This is a genomic window from bacterium (genome assembly GCA_023135785.1).
In the GTDB taxonomy this organism is placed as follows: domain Bacteria; phylum CAIJMQ01; class CAIJMQ01; order CAIJMQ01; family CAIJMQ01; genus CAZNJA01.
The window spans coordinates 15,943-31,348 of sequence record JAGLSL010000002.1; the positions used below are offsets into that span (position 1 = coordinate 15,943).

12 protein-coding genes and 1 tRNA gene are annotated in these 15,406 nt (G+C 37.7%); all 13 read left to right on the forward strand.

The genetic code is table 11. The features are described 5' to 3' along the window. The first annotated feature begins 2 nt into the window (after positions 1-2). A complete protein-coding gene (locus tag KAS42_00310) occupies positions 3-2,969 on the forward strand; it encodes a hypothetical protein (GenBank protein MCK4904676.1) in 2,967 nt (988 codons plus the stop codon). 16 nt (positions 2,970-2,985) lie between these two features. Beyond that, entirely contained in the window at positions 2,986-5,640 is a 2,655-nt protein-coding gene (locus tag KAS42_00315; GenBank protein MCK4904677.1) for a HEAT repeat domain-containing protein, read from the forward strand. 360 nt (positions 5,641-6,000) lie between these two features. Then, complete coding sequence (hslV, locus tag KAS42_00320) at positions 6,001-6,525, forward strand: ATP-dependent protease subunit HslV (GenBank protein MCK4904678.1); 525 nt, start codon at positions 6,001-6,003, stop codon at positions 6,523-6,525. After that, a complete protein-coding gene (gene hslU, locus KAS42_00325) occupies positions 6,522-7,865 on the forward strand; it encodes an ATP-dependent protease ATPase subunit HslU (protein MCK4904679.1) in 1,344 nt (447 codons plus the stop codon). Before hslV ends, hslU begins: the two co-directional genes overlap by 4 nt. Positions 7,866-8,000: 135 nt before the next feature. Beyond that, a complete protein-coding gene (locus tag KAS42_00330; GenBank protein MCK4904680.1) occupies positions 8,001-9,296 on the forward strand; it encodes a UDP-glucose/GDP-mannose dehydrogenase family protein in 1,296 nt (431 codons plus the stop codon). Positions 9,297-9,346: 50 nt separating this feature from the next. Then, positions 9,347-9,667, forward strand: a complete 321-nt coding sequence (locus KAS42_00335; GenBank protein ID MCK4904681.1) for a MerR family transcriptional regulator — start codon at positions 9,347-9,349, stop codon at positions 9,665-9,667. A 412-nt stretch (positions 9,668-10,079) separates the two neighbouring features. Beyond that, positions 10,080-10,154, forward strand: a tRNA-Pro gene (locus KAS42_00340). Positions 10,155-10,245: 91 nt separating this feature from the next. After that, positions 10,246-11,595: a hypothetical protein gene (locus tag KAS42_00345; protein ID MCK4904682.1), complete on the forward strand. Its 1,350-nt coding sequence runs from the start codon at positions 10,246-10,248 to the stop codon at positions 11,593-11,595. 200 nt (positions 11,596-11,795) lie between these two features. Next, complete coding sequence (locus KAS42_00350; protein ID MCK4904683.1) at positions 11,796-12,446, forward strand: TrkA family potassium uptake protein; 651 nt, start codon at positions 11,796-11,798, stop codon at positions 12,444-12,446. A gap of 210 nt (positions 12,447-12,656) precedes the next feature. Then, positions 12,657-12,797: a 50S ribosomal protein L34 gene (rpmH, locus tag KAS42_00355; protein MCK4904684.1), complete on the forward strand. Its 141-nt coding sequence runs from the start codon at positions 12,657-12,659 to the stop codon at positions 12,795-12,797. Positions 12,798-12,892: 95 nt separating this feature from the next. Then, a complete protein-coding gene (yidD, locus tag KAS42_00360) occupies positions 12,893-13,108 on the forward strand; it encodes a membrane protein insertion efficiency factor YidD (protein ID MCK4904685.1) in 216 nt (71 codons plus the stop codon). Positions 13,109-13,297: 189 nt separating this feature from the next. Next, positions 13,298-15,046 (forward strand): membrane protein insertase YidC, encoded by a 1,749-nt coding sequence (yidC, locus tag KAS42_00365; GenBank protein MCK4904686.1) that lies wholly within the window; start codon positions 13,298-13,300, stop codon positions 15,044-15,046. Positions 15,047-15,136: 90 nt separating this feature from the next. Then, the coding region (locus KAS42_00370; protein MCK4904687.1) for a hypothetical protein at positions 15,137-15,406 on the forward strand (270 nt) is incomplete at its 3' end.

Below are 15,406 nucleotides of genomic sequence, written 5' to 3' on the forward strand. Positions count from 1 at the left end.
AAATGAAAGGACGGCTTTTATTTATTGTTTTGGTTTTTGGTTTAGCAATTCTTTTAGGCTTCAACATCTTAAGTTATGCAAAACAAAATCCTCTTGCTTGCAAAGAGCGACCAAGAAAAGAATTTAATCAAAAAAACTCGCAGGAAGATAAAGAGCATCTCTTTCGCTGTCCCAAAGACAAAACAAAAAACAGTTTCATGCCCAAATCTTTCAAAAATCCCCATCATAAATTTGATATTTTCCAAAAGAACAAATTTAATATTAAACCGTTAAGGAACAGGATTAATAGTAAACCCAAAAAATGGGAATTTACAAATAGGCAGAATAATAATATCCAATCATCCAATTCCATAAGTTACTCTGAATTAGATGAGATTATAGAAATAGACACAGACATAACAACCAACACCATTTGGGAATCCGGTAATGTATATCATGTTACAGCCAATGTAAACGTTCAGGCATTGTTAGTAATTGAGCCGGGAACTGTTGTTCAATATAGTAGTTCGGGTTCATTATTTGTAAATAACGGCGGAACTCTAATAGCAAGAGGGACTCCCAATAATTTGATAACTTTCACTTCGGATTCCGCTACGCCGGGATATTCAGACTATTACTGCGCAATTTATATTGAAGACACTGCTTCAGTTTCCACACAAATAACATATTCAGTCATAGAATTTGCATACGTGGGTATTTTTACTAACAATATCCGATTGGATAGTCCCATACAAAATAACTATATCCAATACTGCGCTTTTGGAATTGGCGAGTTCGGCACTGAACATACAGATATCGCTAACAATCAGATTTTTGGAAGTTATTACCATGGTATAGAAATATACATGGCATCTGAAACTGCAGAAGAAGACAGCGGCAGCCACATACTAATCCAGAACAATACCTGCGATTACTACCAATATACAGGCATAACCGTGCATGGTGTAACTGTGGAAGAAAACGCAGGCGTTATTATGCTTGCAAATAATATTGTTTCAGAGTCATATCAATATGGGCTCAACTTTGTTGACGGCTATATGGCGGGCTATGTCTTAAATACAGGTTATTATGGGAATAACCAAAATAAAAATTGGGAATTTGAAGAAACTGACCCTGTTATTGCAACAGAATTTCCGTATATTACAGGAGAAGAACCACTTGAGATGTGTTTCCTTGATCAGAGCTGCCCGTTTATAGATGCAGGATTTGGCGATATTGCCGAAAATGCTCAGCTTATCTGTTCAACAACATCATTACAGGAAAATGTTGATGCTGATACAACCGATATTGGATTTCACTATCCCAATTTTGGAACTATAAGAATAAGAGGCGATTTTAATAACAATGATACTGTAAATGCAGATGATATTGACCTATTATATGCCGAGATTAATTCAGGAACGAATAATCCGATATGCGATTTGACCAATGATGGATTAGTAAATAAGGATGATATGGACTATATGCTCCGAACACTTCTTGGGACTGAATACGGTGATGCAAATCTTGACTGCAAAGTTGACAATGTTGACTTAGGCATACTCTCATCAAACTGGTTAGAGAGCGGGCAAGGTTGGGCAGACGGCAACTTTAATGGTGATGAATTTGTTAATTTTATTGACTACGCAATGTTGGCTAACAACTGGGGCTTTGAGGGGGAAGGACCAGCGGAACTTTCAGTTGAAGTTAGCGGCGACCCGGATAACTTGGAAGATGTTGTTGAAATCGGCATCACCGGATACACCGACAATACCAGCCAGGTCTTCTTATTTATGGATGGTGAGTATATAGGGCCGATTTCAAGCTTTCGAGACGAAGAAGTTGGTTTTATTGGTCTTGATAGTTATAGATTTAGTAACGGTTTGCACGAACTAAAAGTTGTAGGTTTTGATTATGATGGGAGTATAACACTTTCTTCCAATATCCCTGTTAATTTCAATAATGTGCTTTACCATATGCAGGCAAGTTATTTCTTTAAACCAAGCAAAGATTATAACCTCTGTGCGATGTATTCTGGAAGTTATGATTTGAGTGTAAATATTGTTGATTTTCACGACAGTGTTGTTTGGTCAAACTCTGTGGTTGGCAATGTAAATCTATCTATTCCTACTACAACTTTTACAAATAAAATGTTTTATGACATTGTTATAGAAGAAGTGTCTGGGGGGTTGTTTCTCGGAGAAGTAAACTCTTCTGATGAGAGTAAAAACTGGCAAGCCCAAATGTTAGAATCATTTGATAAAAAAAGTGAGGATACTAGAAACGCCGTTGTTCTAATAACACTACCGGACAAGCAACTAACTGCACAGAGGCGAGTTATCTATGATGCAATAGGGGTACTGATAGACGCATGTATAGAAAGAGATTTTTCTTATGTAATTCTTTACGATTACCAATGTACAGAGAAGAATATAGAATATATGTTGACAGGAGCTCAAAATGTTCGGCACTGGTACCATATTGGTCACGGCAACTGTGAACTTGGCAAAGAAGGAGAAAAAGTGCAAAGAACATTCATAGAAATTTTCGGAAACAAGCGCATTTTTTCCATTATGAAGAGAGATTACGGCGAGAATGTGCCGCCCGATTACCAAGAACTTCCGGAAGGCTGGGAACAAAACGGAATATCAATGACCGCTTTAACCACTTCAAGGTATTATGCAGGCATTGAAAAGCTCAGGATAACGTTCTTTGATTCCTGCTATTCGGCAAAATACGAAGATATGGCTGAGGCTGTGGGGATACATTACCCTCCTGCTGGTAATTCGACTTACTGTGGATGGGACGATTATACGGGTAGAGTGAATTTAATCATTTATAATTGGTTTATAAGAGATTGGTGGAGCGCTCTCGCAGGTGGAGCAACCGATGTTAATAGCGCTTGGCTTGCTACCTGTACACTTCCTAAATTTTCTGCATGCCAACATATGATTCTCATTGGTGATAATATATGGACATACTTCAATTAGCAGTATAGGAAACAAAATGAAAATAAAACCATTGCTGTTATTAATCTCCCTGTGTCTTTTAGTAACGCTTATATCGTGTAAACATAAGGGGGAAGTTGTTAAGAAAGGGGATGAAAATTCTCGCGCAGTAGAGCTTTTGATTAAAGATTTAGGAAATGAAAATTCTGATATCCGAAGACGCGCGGCACAAAGAGCTTATAATACAAAAGACCCTCGTGTTATAGAACCACTCATTGATATTTTATTAAAAGATGAAAATGAGCATATTAGAGTGAGTGCGGCGAGAGCATTAGGGGCTATAAAGGACTCTCGGGCAGTGGGGCCATTAATTACCGTCTTATTGGATGATAAAAGTGAACATGTAAAACATTTTGTAGCAGAGGCGCTTAGTAAAATAAAAGACCCTCGCGCAGTAGAGCCACTTATTTCTGTTCTAAACGATGAAACTTTGCGAGTCAGGAATAGTGCAATAGCAGCATTGGGAGAAATAGGCGACACACGTGCAATAGAACCGCTTATTAAAATTTTAAAGGAGGGGGATTCATTTGAGAACAGGGGAGTTGCGGCAAAGGCGCTTGGCAAGATAAAAGACCCTTCTGTCGTAGAACCACTCATTGCTGCTTTGCTGAATGATGAAGAAAATGACTTTGTTAGAATAGGTGCCTCTTCGGCATTAGGGGACATAGGCGACCCAAGAGCAATAGAACCTCTTATCAATGTTTTATTGAAAGATGGAAATATTCGAATAAATGTAGCAAGAGTATTGGGCGATATAGGCGATTTAAGGGCAGTAGAGCCACTTGTTTCTGTTCTGAAGGATAAGAATCCGAATGTTCGAAGTAGTACAGCACGAGCATTAGGAAAAATAAAAGACATGCGTGCAGTAAAACCTTTAATTGCGCTCCGGAAAGACGGAAATTCATCTGTCCAAATAAGTGCTTCACTAGCTCTTAACCAAATAATAGGACTGGGTGCTCGTATCGTTTGTCCTGAAGATGAGGCAAAGAATGTTTTTAGTCCTGAAGATTTTAAATCTTTCCCGCCTGCTCTCGACAAAGGAGAGTGGGCAGGCAAAAAACTTAAGATGAAGCCCGATGCTTCAAGAGGAGGTATATGTGCTATTAGCAATGGCAAAGTGCAGTTAAATAATTTTACACAGCGCATTGAGCAAACGAAAGAAGTTATAGAAATAGACACAAATATAACAATTAATACTATCTGGGAATCCGGTAACGTATATCATGTTACGGCAAATGTAAATGTTCAGGCGTTGTTGATAATTGAACCCGGAACTGTTGTTCAATATGGTAGTTCAGGTGCGTTATTTGTAAATAACGGCGGGACATTAGTCGCAAGGGGAACTCCTGATAATTTAATAACTTTCACTTCAGATGCTACCACACCGGGATATGCGGATTATTACTGCGCAATTTATATTGACCAGACCGCTTCAATCTCTACAAAAATAACATATTCAGTTATAGAATTTGCATATGTTGGTATTGCTACTAATAATATCGGGCTTGATTATCCCATACAAAATAACCGTGTGCATTATTGTGTTTATGGAATTGGTGAATCTGGCATTGAACTTACAGATATCGTTAACAACCAAATCTTTGGAAGTTATTATAGCGGGATTAATATCTATATGGCATCCGATAGTGGTGCAGTAGATAGAGATAGCAAGATTTTAATAACAAACAACACATGTGATTTTTACCAAGATTCTGGCATAACTATCTATGGCTCAGCTCTTGAAGAAGATGCTGGAGTTGTTAATATTGTAAATAATGTTGTATCTAATTCGCAAAAATACGGGCTCAATTTAGTTGACGGATATTATGTAGTAGATTTTATTCAGAATAATGGTTACTACGGAAATAAACAGAACAAAAACAAAGAATTGAAAGAAACTAAGCCAATTGTTGCGAAAGAGTTTCCCTATGTTAAAGGAAAAAGTCCACTTGAACCATGTTTCCTGAAACAGGATTGCCCATTTATAGACGCAGGATTTGGTGATATTACTCAAAACGCTCAGCTTATCTGTTCAACAACTTCATTACAGGAAAATGTTGATGCCGATACAACAGATATCGGTTTTCATTATCCTAATTTCGAGGTTTCAAATACGGAAAAAGCTATCGACATTTCTGTCCATACGATGGAGGAAACTGTTCTAAATCTGAACAACAACATTTCTGGTACTGTTGGGATTAGTGCCACCGGCTATCCAGATAACACTAACTCTCTCTTTTTATTTATGGATGGTGAGTATATAGAAGAAATTTGGTGTTCGGGTTATTCGGGCGAAGCTGTTCTTGAAAGTCATAGTTTCGGCAATGGTTTGCACAAATTAAAAATTGCCAGTGTGGACTGGGATGGAGCTATAACCTTCTCTAAAAACATATCTGTCAATTTCAACAACAATTTTTACTACATGCAGACAAATGAGTTTATTGATTCCGATAGAGATTATATTGTTTGTGCAATGTATTCAGGAAAACATGACCTTATTAAGGTAAAAGCAGTAGATATTTCGGGCAATGTGAGATGGTCTACTACTATATCAAATACAGTAAATGGTATAAATGTATCTATTCCAGCGGAAGCAATTAAGGGCATACAATTGGGTGACCTTCTCATTGAAGAGGTTGGTAAGGTTAAATAAAAGAAACTTGCTAAATAGATAATGGTGGAGTACACAGACCCGGAGGATCACTCGCATTCACAAAAGAAACAACATCCGATATTATTTATTGGCCCATTGAATCGTTGGATAAGACACAATACAAAGAAATTATGAGACGAAGTTTTGAAAGAGAGAGAGAATTCGGTCCTTCACCAATTAACCAAGAATAGAAAAAACATTCCTAATTTATTTAAGCCCTGATTTTCTGATGTCCTAGTATTCTCCTCTCTCTTCTTGCTTTTTAAATCCCGTGTATAATCTAAAAATCAATACCCTCTTGTGTTATAATCAACGTGATTATCTGCCTATTTAAACGGGCGGTGAGGAGGATTTAATATCATGCATGCCACAACGATTGTAGTAGTAAGACATAAAGGTGAGGTAGCTATTGGCGGAGACGGTCAGGTTACTTTGCAACATACAATTTTAAAACATAAAGCCAAGAAGATACGAAAAATGTATGACAATAAGATACTTGCGGGATTTGCAGGTTCAACAGCAGACGCTTTTACCTTATTTGAGAGATTTGAGACGAAATTAGAAGCATTCAGCGGAAATTTACAAAGAGCTGCTTTGGAATTGGCAAAAGACTGGAGAACGGATAGGGTCTTAAGAAAACTTGAAGCATTACTTGTCGTAGCGGACAAGGAAAAGAGTTTTTTGCTTTCAGGTAACGGAGACGTAATGGAGCCGGATGACGGAATCATTGCCATTGGTTCCGGCGGTCCGTATGCTTTGTCGGCAGCAAGAGTTTTGATTAAACATTCTAATCTCAAGGCAAAAGATATTGTAAAAGAAGCGATTCGAACAGCTTCTACCGTTTGTATTTATACCAATAAAGAGATTGAGGTGGCAGAATTATGAGCGAAGTTCTTACTCCAAGAGAAGTTGTCGCATCGTTAAACAAATATATAATCGGACAAAACGAAGCGAAGAAATGCGTGGCTATTGCTTTGCGTAACCGTTGGAGGAGACAGAAACTGTCGCAGGATTTACGCGATGAAGTCGCCCCGAAAAACATTATTATGATTGGCTCAACCGGCATTGGAAAAACCGAGATTGCCCGTAGATTGGCGCGTTTGGCTCAGGCGCCGTTCTTGAAAGTGGAAGCGTCAAAATATACCGAAGTCGGATATGTCGGCAGAGATATAGAATCAATGGTGCGCGATTTGGTGGACATATCTATCAACATGGTAAAAGCCGAAAAAAGAAAAGAAGTCGAAGCTAAAGCCAAGGAATTGACCGAAGAAAGAATCTTAGATTTACTTCTTCCTCCGTTACGCAAGGCAGTTTCCGGCGATAATAAAAAATCAGAATTACAAAGAAAACGAGTGCGCGAGAAAATGAGGGCGCAGCTTTTGTCTGGAAAGATAGACAAGAGAATAATTGAGCTTGAAGTTAAAAAAAGCGCTATGCCGTTAATTGAAATTTTCTCTTCTTCGGGCATAGAAGAGTTTGGAATAAATTTCCAAGAGATGTTTGGCAAGGCGATGTCGCCGCAGAAGAAAAACAGAAAAGCAACAATATCACAGGCGCGCAAAATTCTTATTCAGGAAGAAGTGGATAAACTGCTTGATATGGATACGGTTATAAAAGAAGGCATATCAAAAGCGGAAAATTCAGGCATTATATTTATTGATGAAATTGATAAAGTGGCAGGCAGAGAATCGGCTCACGGGCCTGATATTTCCAGGGAAGGTGTTCAAAGAGACCTTCTGCCGATCATAGAAGGGACAGCGGTTACTACCAAGTACGGCGTGGTGAAAACCGACCACGTTTTATTTATTGCTGCAGGCGCATTTCATGCAAAGAAGCCTTCCGATTTAATCCCGGAGCTTCAGGGAAGGTTTCCTATAAGGGTTGAACTGAAAAGTCTAAACAAGCAAGACCTTAAGAGAATATTGATAGAGCCGGATAATTCTTTAATTAAACAATACACGGCGCTTCTTAAAACCGAAGGAATAAATGTAAAATTTTTGACCGATGCTGTTGATGAATTATCTTCTATTGCACAAACCGTAAACGAGCAAACCGAAAATATAGGGGCAAGAAGACTTTATACGATAATGGAAAAGGTGGTGGAAGACATTTCTTTCCGGGGTCCGGAACTAAAAGGTAAAAAAATTAATATCAACAGAAAATACGTCAGGGATAAATTAAAAGATATAGTGAAAGACAAAAATCTTTCGCGTTATATTTTATAAAGACAGAGAACAGAGCATGAAACGAGAGACGACCACTCACTTTGTTTGTTAGGACGAGAGATGTTTTTTCGTCCATTGTCCCTCTTGCTTTGTCCTTCGTAAAATCTGATATCTGGAGACGAAAGGGGTAAACAAATGAAAATAACGGTTATTGGCTCAGGTCATGTAGGGCTAGTTACAGGAGCTTGTTTTGCAGAGCTTGGGCATGACGTAATATGTGTTGACCACGACAAAAAAAAGCTACAGACACTTAAAGACGGCAAAATCCCTTTCTATGAACCCGGATTAGACAAGTTGGTGCACTCCAACTATATCGAAGGGCGGCTTTCGTTTTCGGGAGACACTATTAGCGCAGTTTTGGCTTCTGAAATAATATTTATATGCGTCGGGACTCCATCGCGCAAAACAGGTGAAGTCGATATGTCGGCAATCAAAAAAACCGCTTCGCAAATTGCGCAGGCGCTTAACGGTTATAAACTTGTGGTGGAGAAATCTACTGTTCCGGTAGAAACGGGCGAATGGATTTTAAAAACTTTGAAAAAACAAGCTCCAAAAGGAGTAGAATTTGATGTTGCATCAAACCCTGAATTTTTGAGAGAAGGAGCTGCTATTCATGATTTTATGCACCCAGATAGGGTTATCATTGGCGTATCTTCGCAAAAAGCGGCATCTTATCTTGTCCAACTTTATTCGCCGCTAAATGCGCCGATTCTTATGACGGATATTAAATCGGCGGAACTTATAAAACATGCATCCAATTCTTTTCTTGCAATGAAGATATCGTTTGCAAATATGTTGGCAAATCTATGCGAAAAGACAGGCGCAGATGTCGTAAAGGTTGCAAAAGGTATGGGGCTTGATAAACGTATCGGAGAAGACTTTTTAAAAGCGGGTATCGGCTATGGCGGTTCATGTTTTCCCAAAGACGTATCGGCTTTTATACACATAGGTAAAAAAAGCGGTTGTAATTTTAAATTAATTGAAGAAGTCCGCAACATAAACGAAGAACGCAGGATGCATTTTATAAAACGCCTAGAAAAAGTTATCGGAAAATTTAAAGGCAAAACAATTGCAATCTGGGGATTATCATTTAAGCCGGAAACAGATGACACAAGAGAGGCTCCGGCTACCTATATTATTAAGGAACTTATAAAGAGAAAAGTTAAAAATATTCGTGCGTTTGATCCTAAAACTATGGATAATATGAAAAAGATATTCCCCAAGATTATGTATAGTAAATGTCCTTATGAAGCAATAAAGGGGGCTGACGCATTGCTTATTCTTACTGAGTGGAAAGATTTTTTACACCCGGATTTATTAAAAATCAAGGCATCTTTAAAAAAACCGATAATAGCCGATGGCCGAAATATTTATGACCCCCCAAAAATGAAACGAATGGGCTTTTCATATATTCCTATTGGAAGATTATGAATGATAAATCTTATATGTGATTACTGTGCAAGCGAAGCGAACGGGTTATTATGAATTCAAAATTATTTTATTCTATTCAAGAAGCAAGCGAACATACAGGAGTTGCTCCACATATAGTTCGTTATTGGGAAAAAAAGTATAATCTCCTTCGCCCTGAAAGAGATTCCCGCGGGAAAAGAAGATATAAAAATACGGATTTAGAGTTGATAAAAAAGATAAAAGAGTTAATATATGATAAAAAATATAAGGCAGGGGGCGTAAAAAGGAAAATAAAGGAAGCTCAAAGAGGAGAAATTTCAGGAAACACAAAAGATATAATTAATCTTGTGAAAAAAGAGCTTGAATCGATATTGGAAATAGTAAACAGGTAAAAAAATATAAAAGGGATATAAATAGATATACGTAGAAATATGATAGAAATACATTGTAGCGAGGCGATTTATTTCAAAGTATTTCAAGATATTTCCATTGTATTTCCACCTAAATTGTAATTTTTTATATTATTGTTTGTTATACCGGGGCGTGGCGCAGTTTGACCGCCATTGAAACGTTGGCGGTCATCCGCCAGAGTAGTAGTGGCGGATGGTTAGCGTGTCCCGAAAGCGTTTGGGAAGGTTGTTGGTTGTGACATATGATAGCTGATTAAAATCGGGGCGTGGCGCAGTTTGACCGCCATTGAAATGTTGGCGGTCATCCGCCAGAGTAGTAGTGGCGGATGGTTAGCGCGTCCCGAAAGCGTTCGGGAAGGTTGTTGGTTGTGATATATGATAACTGATTGAATAACGGGGCGTGGCGCAGTTTGGTTAGCGCGCTTGAATGGGGTTCAAGAGGTCGCTGGTTCGAATCCAGTCGCCCCGACTGATAAAATAACAGAATACAGAAGACAGGGAAAATATAATTTCTCATATCTGTTGTCTGACATCTGGTTTCTGTCTTCTGAATTAATACCATGATAAATTCGCAAAAGTTTTGGAAAAGGATTACGCCTGCCCAAACTTTATTAATGGGATTTATTTTGATGATTGTAACGGGAACGTTCTTGCTTTCTTTGCCTATTGCAACATCTGGAAACGTTACGCAATCTTTTGTCGATGTTTTATTTACTTCTACTTCTGCCGTTACGACTACCGGTTTAATAGTTGCCGATACGGGTAAATTTTATTCATTTTTTGGCCAAACAGTTATCCTTGTTCTTATTCAGATTTGTGGCCTGGGATATATGATTTTTATTGCTTTAATTATTTTGGGTGTAGGCGGGAGGATGTCTTTTAACAGCAGAATACTTTTAAATGAATCCCTAGCGCGTCCCAGTTCAATAGATATGCTCAAATTTGTGAAAGTAGTGATTATTTTTACTTTTATTATTGAACTTATCGCAGCGGCGCTATTGGCTTTTCGTTGGAATAGTTTTTTCCCCTTAAAAGAGGCGATATATTATGGAGTTTTTCATTCAATTTCAGCTTTTTGCACTGCGGGATTTAGTCTTTTTTCGACAAGTTTTAGCGCTTATAGGACAAATATCGCTATAAATTTAATTGTCAATATTGTTTGTATCGCAGGCGCTATCGGTTTTTTTGTATTGTATGATATCTATGCCTCAGGCAAGAAGGCGATTGAAACAAAAAGGATGCCTATCCTGACCGTCCATAGTAAATTTGTTCTATTGATGTCGGTAATGCTTATGTTTTTGGGCGCTGTTATTATTTTTGTTTCACAAATAAAAGTTAATCCATCCCCGGCAGGCGAAGTGTTGCTTAATTCTGTTTTCCAATCAATATCCGCCTCCACTACTACGGGTTTTAATACGGTTGATATTGGAGCTATGAAGTCTTCAAGTCTATTTGCGATAATTTTGTTAATGTTTGTGGGAGCTTCTCCCGGAGGTACGGGAGCAGGAATTAAAACAGTGTCTTTTGGAATAATACTAATGTTTCTTTTTTCACTTTTAACAGGTAAAGAAAACATTAATCTTTTTAAGAGAAGAATTTCCTCGCAAGTAGTAAATAAAGTTTTTGCAATAAGCGCTATTGCTGTTTTGTGGGTCGTTCTTGCTACGGGAATATTGGTTTTTACAGAAAAAGCCGCTTTTCTTAAGGTTTTATTTGAGGTAGTATCAGCTTTAGGTAATGTAGGTTTGTCTATGGGGATTACTTCGTCTCTTAGCGATGTTGGCAAAATTGTTATATCCATTACAATGTTAGTTGGAAGAATGGGGCCATTGGCTATTGGTTTTTCGCTTGTGGGCAAACCAAAGCCAGCAAGATTTAAATATTCCGAAGCGGATGTATTGGTGGGATGATATAAAACCAGAAATCAGAAGACAGATATTAGAAAATAAGAAAGAAATATAATCGAAATACATGGAAATATGTTGAAATACATTGTTTGTCTACTACGTGTTTCCACTGCATATCTACCTTATTTCTATTGTGTTTCCATTCTTGTTTTTCTGTTCTCTGTCATCTGTCATCTGTTTTCTGTTATAGAGGAGGGTTTACAATGAGACAATTTGTGGTAATAGGGTTGGGTAATTTCGGGCACAATGTAGCAATTTCTTTGTTTGAACAGAGAAATCAGGTGCTAGCCATAGATGCAAACAGTAAAAAAATTGAACAAATTAAAGATAAGGTAACTCAGGCAGTTGTTGTAAACGTTAAGGAGAAAGAGGCGTTGTCAGAATTTATAAGTAATGATATTGACGCGGCTATTGTAAGTTTGGGGGACAAAATAGAATCAAGCATCTTGACCACGCTTTATTTAAAAGAATTGGGAGTTAAAAAGATTATAGTGAAAGCAATAAATGATGACCATGGGCAAATATTAAAGTTAATAGGAGCAATGGAGATTATTTATCCGGAAAAAGAAGAGGCAGTAAGATTAGCTCACAGGTTAACAATACCTAATCTTATTGAGCATATTCCGCTTGCTTCCGAATACAGCATAGTGGAAATTGCTGTTCCTGATAATTTCGTTGGGAAATCGTTGAAGGAGCTTCAATTGCGCAACAAATATAATGTCGAAGTCATTGCCGTAAAGGATGTGCTTCAGGACACACTGCATTTGATACCGGAAGCTGATGTCAAAATAAAACCGGATAGCGTTTTGATGGTTATTGGCAAAGAAGTTGATATCAATAAATTTAAAGTTTAGGCATATCCGCCTGCCTTGTGGAAGCGGGCAGGATTGTTTTTTATAAACAGATAAGGTTTTCTGCCAAAACAACTTATTCCTGTATGCCTTGCGTAGAAAATTTATCCTAAGCAAGCGGCCCTTATGTTGTTTTGATTTGATATCATATAAAATTTGACGATTAGGGAGGGTTATCTTATAATGCCCTGTTAATTCAAAAGGAGAAAAACAATGCCTAAAAGAACTTATCAACCATCTAAAAGGAAGAGAAACAGAACTCATGGCTTCTTAAAGAGATTAAAAAGTAAAGATGGCAGAAAGATTTTAACCAGACGTCGAAAGAAAGGCAGGAAAAGAATTTCGATAGACTAAAAGGTTTAGTTTCTGTTGCCGGCAACTGCCTCTGATGGAAAATTTTCCGAAGGGGAAAAAGAGGGTTTTGGAAGTTTTGTCACTCTATACTGCATATGGACATTCGGGTAGTCTTATTAAAGTTGTTGATTTTTTATAAACGTTTTGTTTCCCCATTATCGTTAAAATGTTGCCGTTTCTATCCGAGTTGTTCCCAGTACGCTTATGAAGCTATAGAAAAAAAAGGTTCACTGAAGGGTGTTTTTTACGCATTGGTTAGAATTTTTAAGTGTCACCCGTTTCACCCCGGGGGTTATGATCCAGTGAAGTGATTTGGGGATAGAAGGTTTAAACAGAATTATTTTAATCACTGAATTTTTTTCGACATGATATCGGAGTGTAATCGTAGTCAAAAGACCCGTTAGAAACCCGCTTGCTGAGTCCTTGCCCGCCAATATTTGGCAGGAGGGTTGGCGGGCAGATAAATTTCTTTGCGGGTCAAGCAAAGTGAGGTTTATTTTATGGAAAAAAGATTAATATTGGCTGTTTTTCTAATAATCATTGTTCTTTTCGCTTTTTCGTTTATTAATGCTCCCCAACCTAAAAAGCAAGGACAATTAGAAGAAAGCCAAGAAAAAAGCGAAGAAAAAACAGAATGGTTATTAAATGAAGCGGCATTTGAAATTACTAAATCTGAAGAAATTGCAATCAAATTGCCTCTATATACTGCTTTGCTCTCAGAAAAGGGCGGAATTAGAAGCTATAAATTAAATGAATATGAAACAAGAGACGTCGGAGTTGGACAATTAGAGCAGAAATTGCAAAAGGCACAGCAACAATTTCGTCAACAGTCAAGGTCTCGGGATGCAGAGATAAATTCACCCGTTTTATATTCGATAGAAAAATTAAGATATGAGGTTTCACAGCTAAAAGAACCTGCCGAAGACAAAGGTGTTGAATTAATATCTTTTAGCGAGCTTTACCATGATTCCCTACCCCCTTTCTTGAAAATCATAGACAAAAACAACACATTAATATGGTCGGAGAAAAACAATTACAAATTGGTAAGGACGGGATCAGGTAGAGTCCAACTAATCCAGGAAATACCGGGTGTTATCGCGATTAAAAAGGAATTTGTTTTCGAGCCGGATTCATATTTGGTAGACGTAAAAATTATAGTGGAGAATATTGGCTCCAGTGTTTTTGAAAACAATAATTTCCTCATAACTTGTGGCCCGGATGTGGGTATTGACGATGGCATTCGCGCTTATACCAAATTTGAACCTGCAGTTTTTGTCGACAACCAATTAAAACGAGAGAAATTTGGCAGGGGCTCTCAAAACAAAATTGTGGAAAAAACAGTATATGGACAAATTGGTTGGGTGGCTTTGCAGAATAAGTATTTTGCAAAAATTTTAATACCCAACGGAGATGTCAAAAGCGCTTACATACACAAGAATGAACGCGAAGAAAAGACAATAGGATTAAAAGTAGCTATACCTTCCCTTAGCCCTTCGCAAACAAGAGAATTTTCTTTCCAGATGTATTTAGGCCCCAAGAAACTGGAGAATTTATATCAGATTGGACGGGAAACATCGAAAATAGTTGATTATGGGCTCTTTGGGAACCTTTTTCGTATAGTCCATATTCTTAAATTCTTCCATAGGCTTACCAACAATTACGGAGTTGCAATAATTCTCTTGACTGTTCTTATTAACCTTATTCTTCTTCCTCTTTCTTTGAAAAGTTTTAGGTCAATGAAAGAAATGCGTAAATTACAACCCGAAATGGAAAAGCTAAGGAAGGAATTTAAGGATGATGCTCAAAGAATGAACAAAGAGGTTATGGAGCTATATCGGCGGCATAAAGTAAATCCTGCGGGAGGGTGCTTGCCAATGCTACTTCAATTACCTATTTTCATAGGCTTGTTCATGACCTTACGCTCTGTTATTGAACTAAGAGGTGCTCCTTTCATCTTCTGGATAAAAGATCTTTCGCTACCGGATGCCCTTTCTTTGCCCTTCAGTCTCCCCTATATTGGATCAGCCATCAATATTCTGCCTATAATAATGACTGGGGTAACCTTTGTACAGCAAAAGGTTTCAGGAAGCACGGGGACATCTCAGCCGATGATGTTGATGTTTCCTATTTTTATGCTATTTATCTTTTATAATTTCCCATCGGGATTGGTATTATATTTCTTATGTGGTAATGTAATCAATATATTGGCGCAAACATGGATAAATCGTCCAGAGTTGAAGAAAGTGTGATTAAGGCTGGACTTGGACTCGCTATCTACCTCTCAATGCTTGTCTCTTGTTCAACCAGAGAGATCCCAATGGTCTTTGGCGAGGCGGACAATGCGAAGAGTTGAAGCTTTTGTAGTTATTTTTCTCATATCTTTTTTTATTACTTTTTCCACGCATGTAAAGGGTTTTTGTGCTGAAATAGACAGTTTCCATATAAATGCAAAAGACCTGAATCTTTTAAATTTAGAATCCTTATTAGAAAAACATTCCCCAGGAATAAAGTATGACGGGCAAATATCTTTATCGGCTGATGTAAAGATTGAAAAAGGAGTTGAAACTGTTTCAAACGGAACCTTTTCTTCAGATAAGGTCTCTTTCTTT

Excerpts from the sequence above, each read along its gene's own strand:
- KAS42_00330 (MCK4904680.1), top strand. The coding sequence starts at position 8,001 with ATGAAAATAACGGTTATTGGCTCAGGTCATGTAGGGCTAGTTACAGGA.
- KAS42_00345 (MCK4904682.1), top strand. The coding sequence starts at position 10,246 with ATGATAAATTCGCAAAAGTTTTGGAAAAGGATTACGCCTGCCCAAACT.
- hslU (MCK4904679.1), top strand. The coding sequence starts at position 6,522 with ATGAGCGAAGTTCTTACTCCAAGAGAAGTTGTCGCATCGTTAAACAAA.
- KAS42_00350 (MCK4904683.1), top strand. The coding sequence starts at position 11,796 with ATGAGACAATTTGTGGTAATAGGGTTGGGTAATTTCGGGCACAATGTA.
- hslV (MCK4904678.1), top strand. The coding sequence starts at position 6,001 with ATGCATGCCACAACGATTGTAGTAGTAAGACATAAAGGTGAGGTAGCT.
- KAS42_00335 (MCK4904681.1), top strand. The coding sequence starts at position 9,347 with ATGAATTCAAAATTATTTTATTCTATTCAAGAAGCAAGCGAACATACA.
- KAS42_00315 (MCK4904677.1), top strand. The coding sequence starts at position 2,986 with ATGAAAATAAAACCATTGCTGTTATTAATCTCCCTGTGTCTTTTAGTA.
- KAS42_00310 (MCK4904676.1), top strand. The coding sequence starts at position 3 with ATGAAAGGACGGCTTTTATTTATTGTTTTGGTTTTTGGTTTAGCAATT.
- rpmH (MCK4904684.1), top strand. The coding sequence starts at position 12,657 with ATGCCTAAAAGAACTTATCAACCATCTAAAAGGAAGAGAAACAGAACT.
- yidD (MCK4904685.1), top strand. The coding sequence starts at position 12,893 with ATGGACATTCGGGTAGTCTTATTAAAGTTGTTGATTTTTTATAAACGT.
- yidC (MCK4904686.1), top strand. The coding sequence starts at position 13,298 with ATGGAAAAAAGATTAATATTGGCTGTTTTTCTAATAATCATTGTTCTT.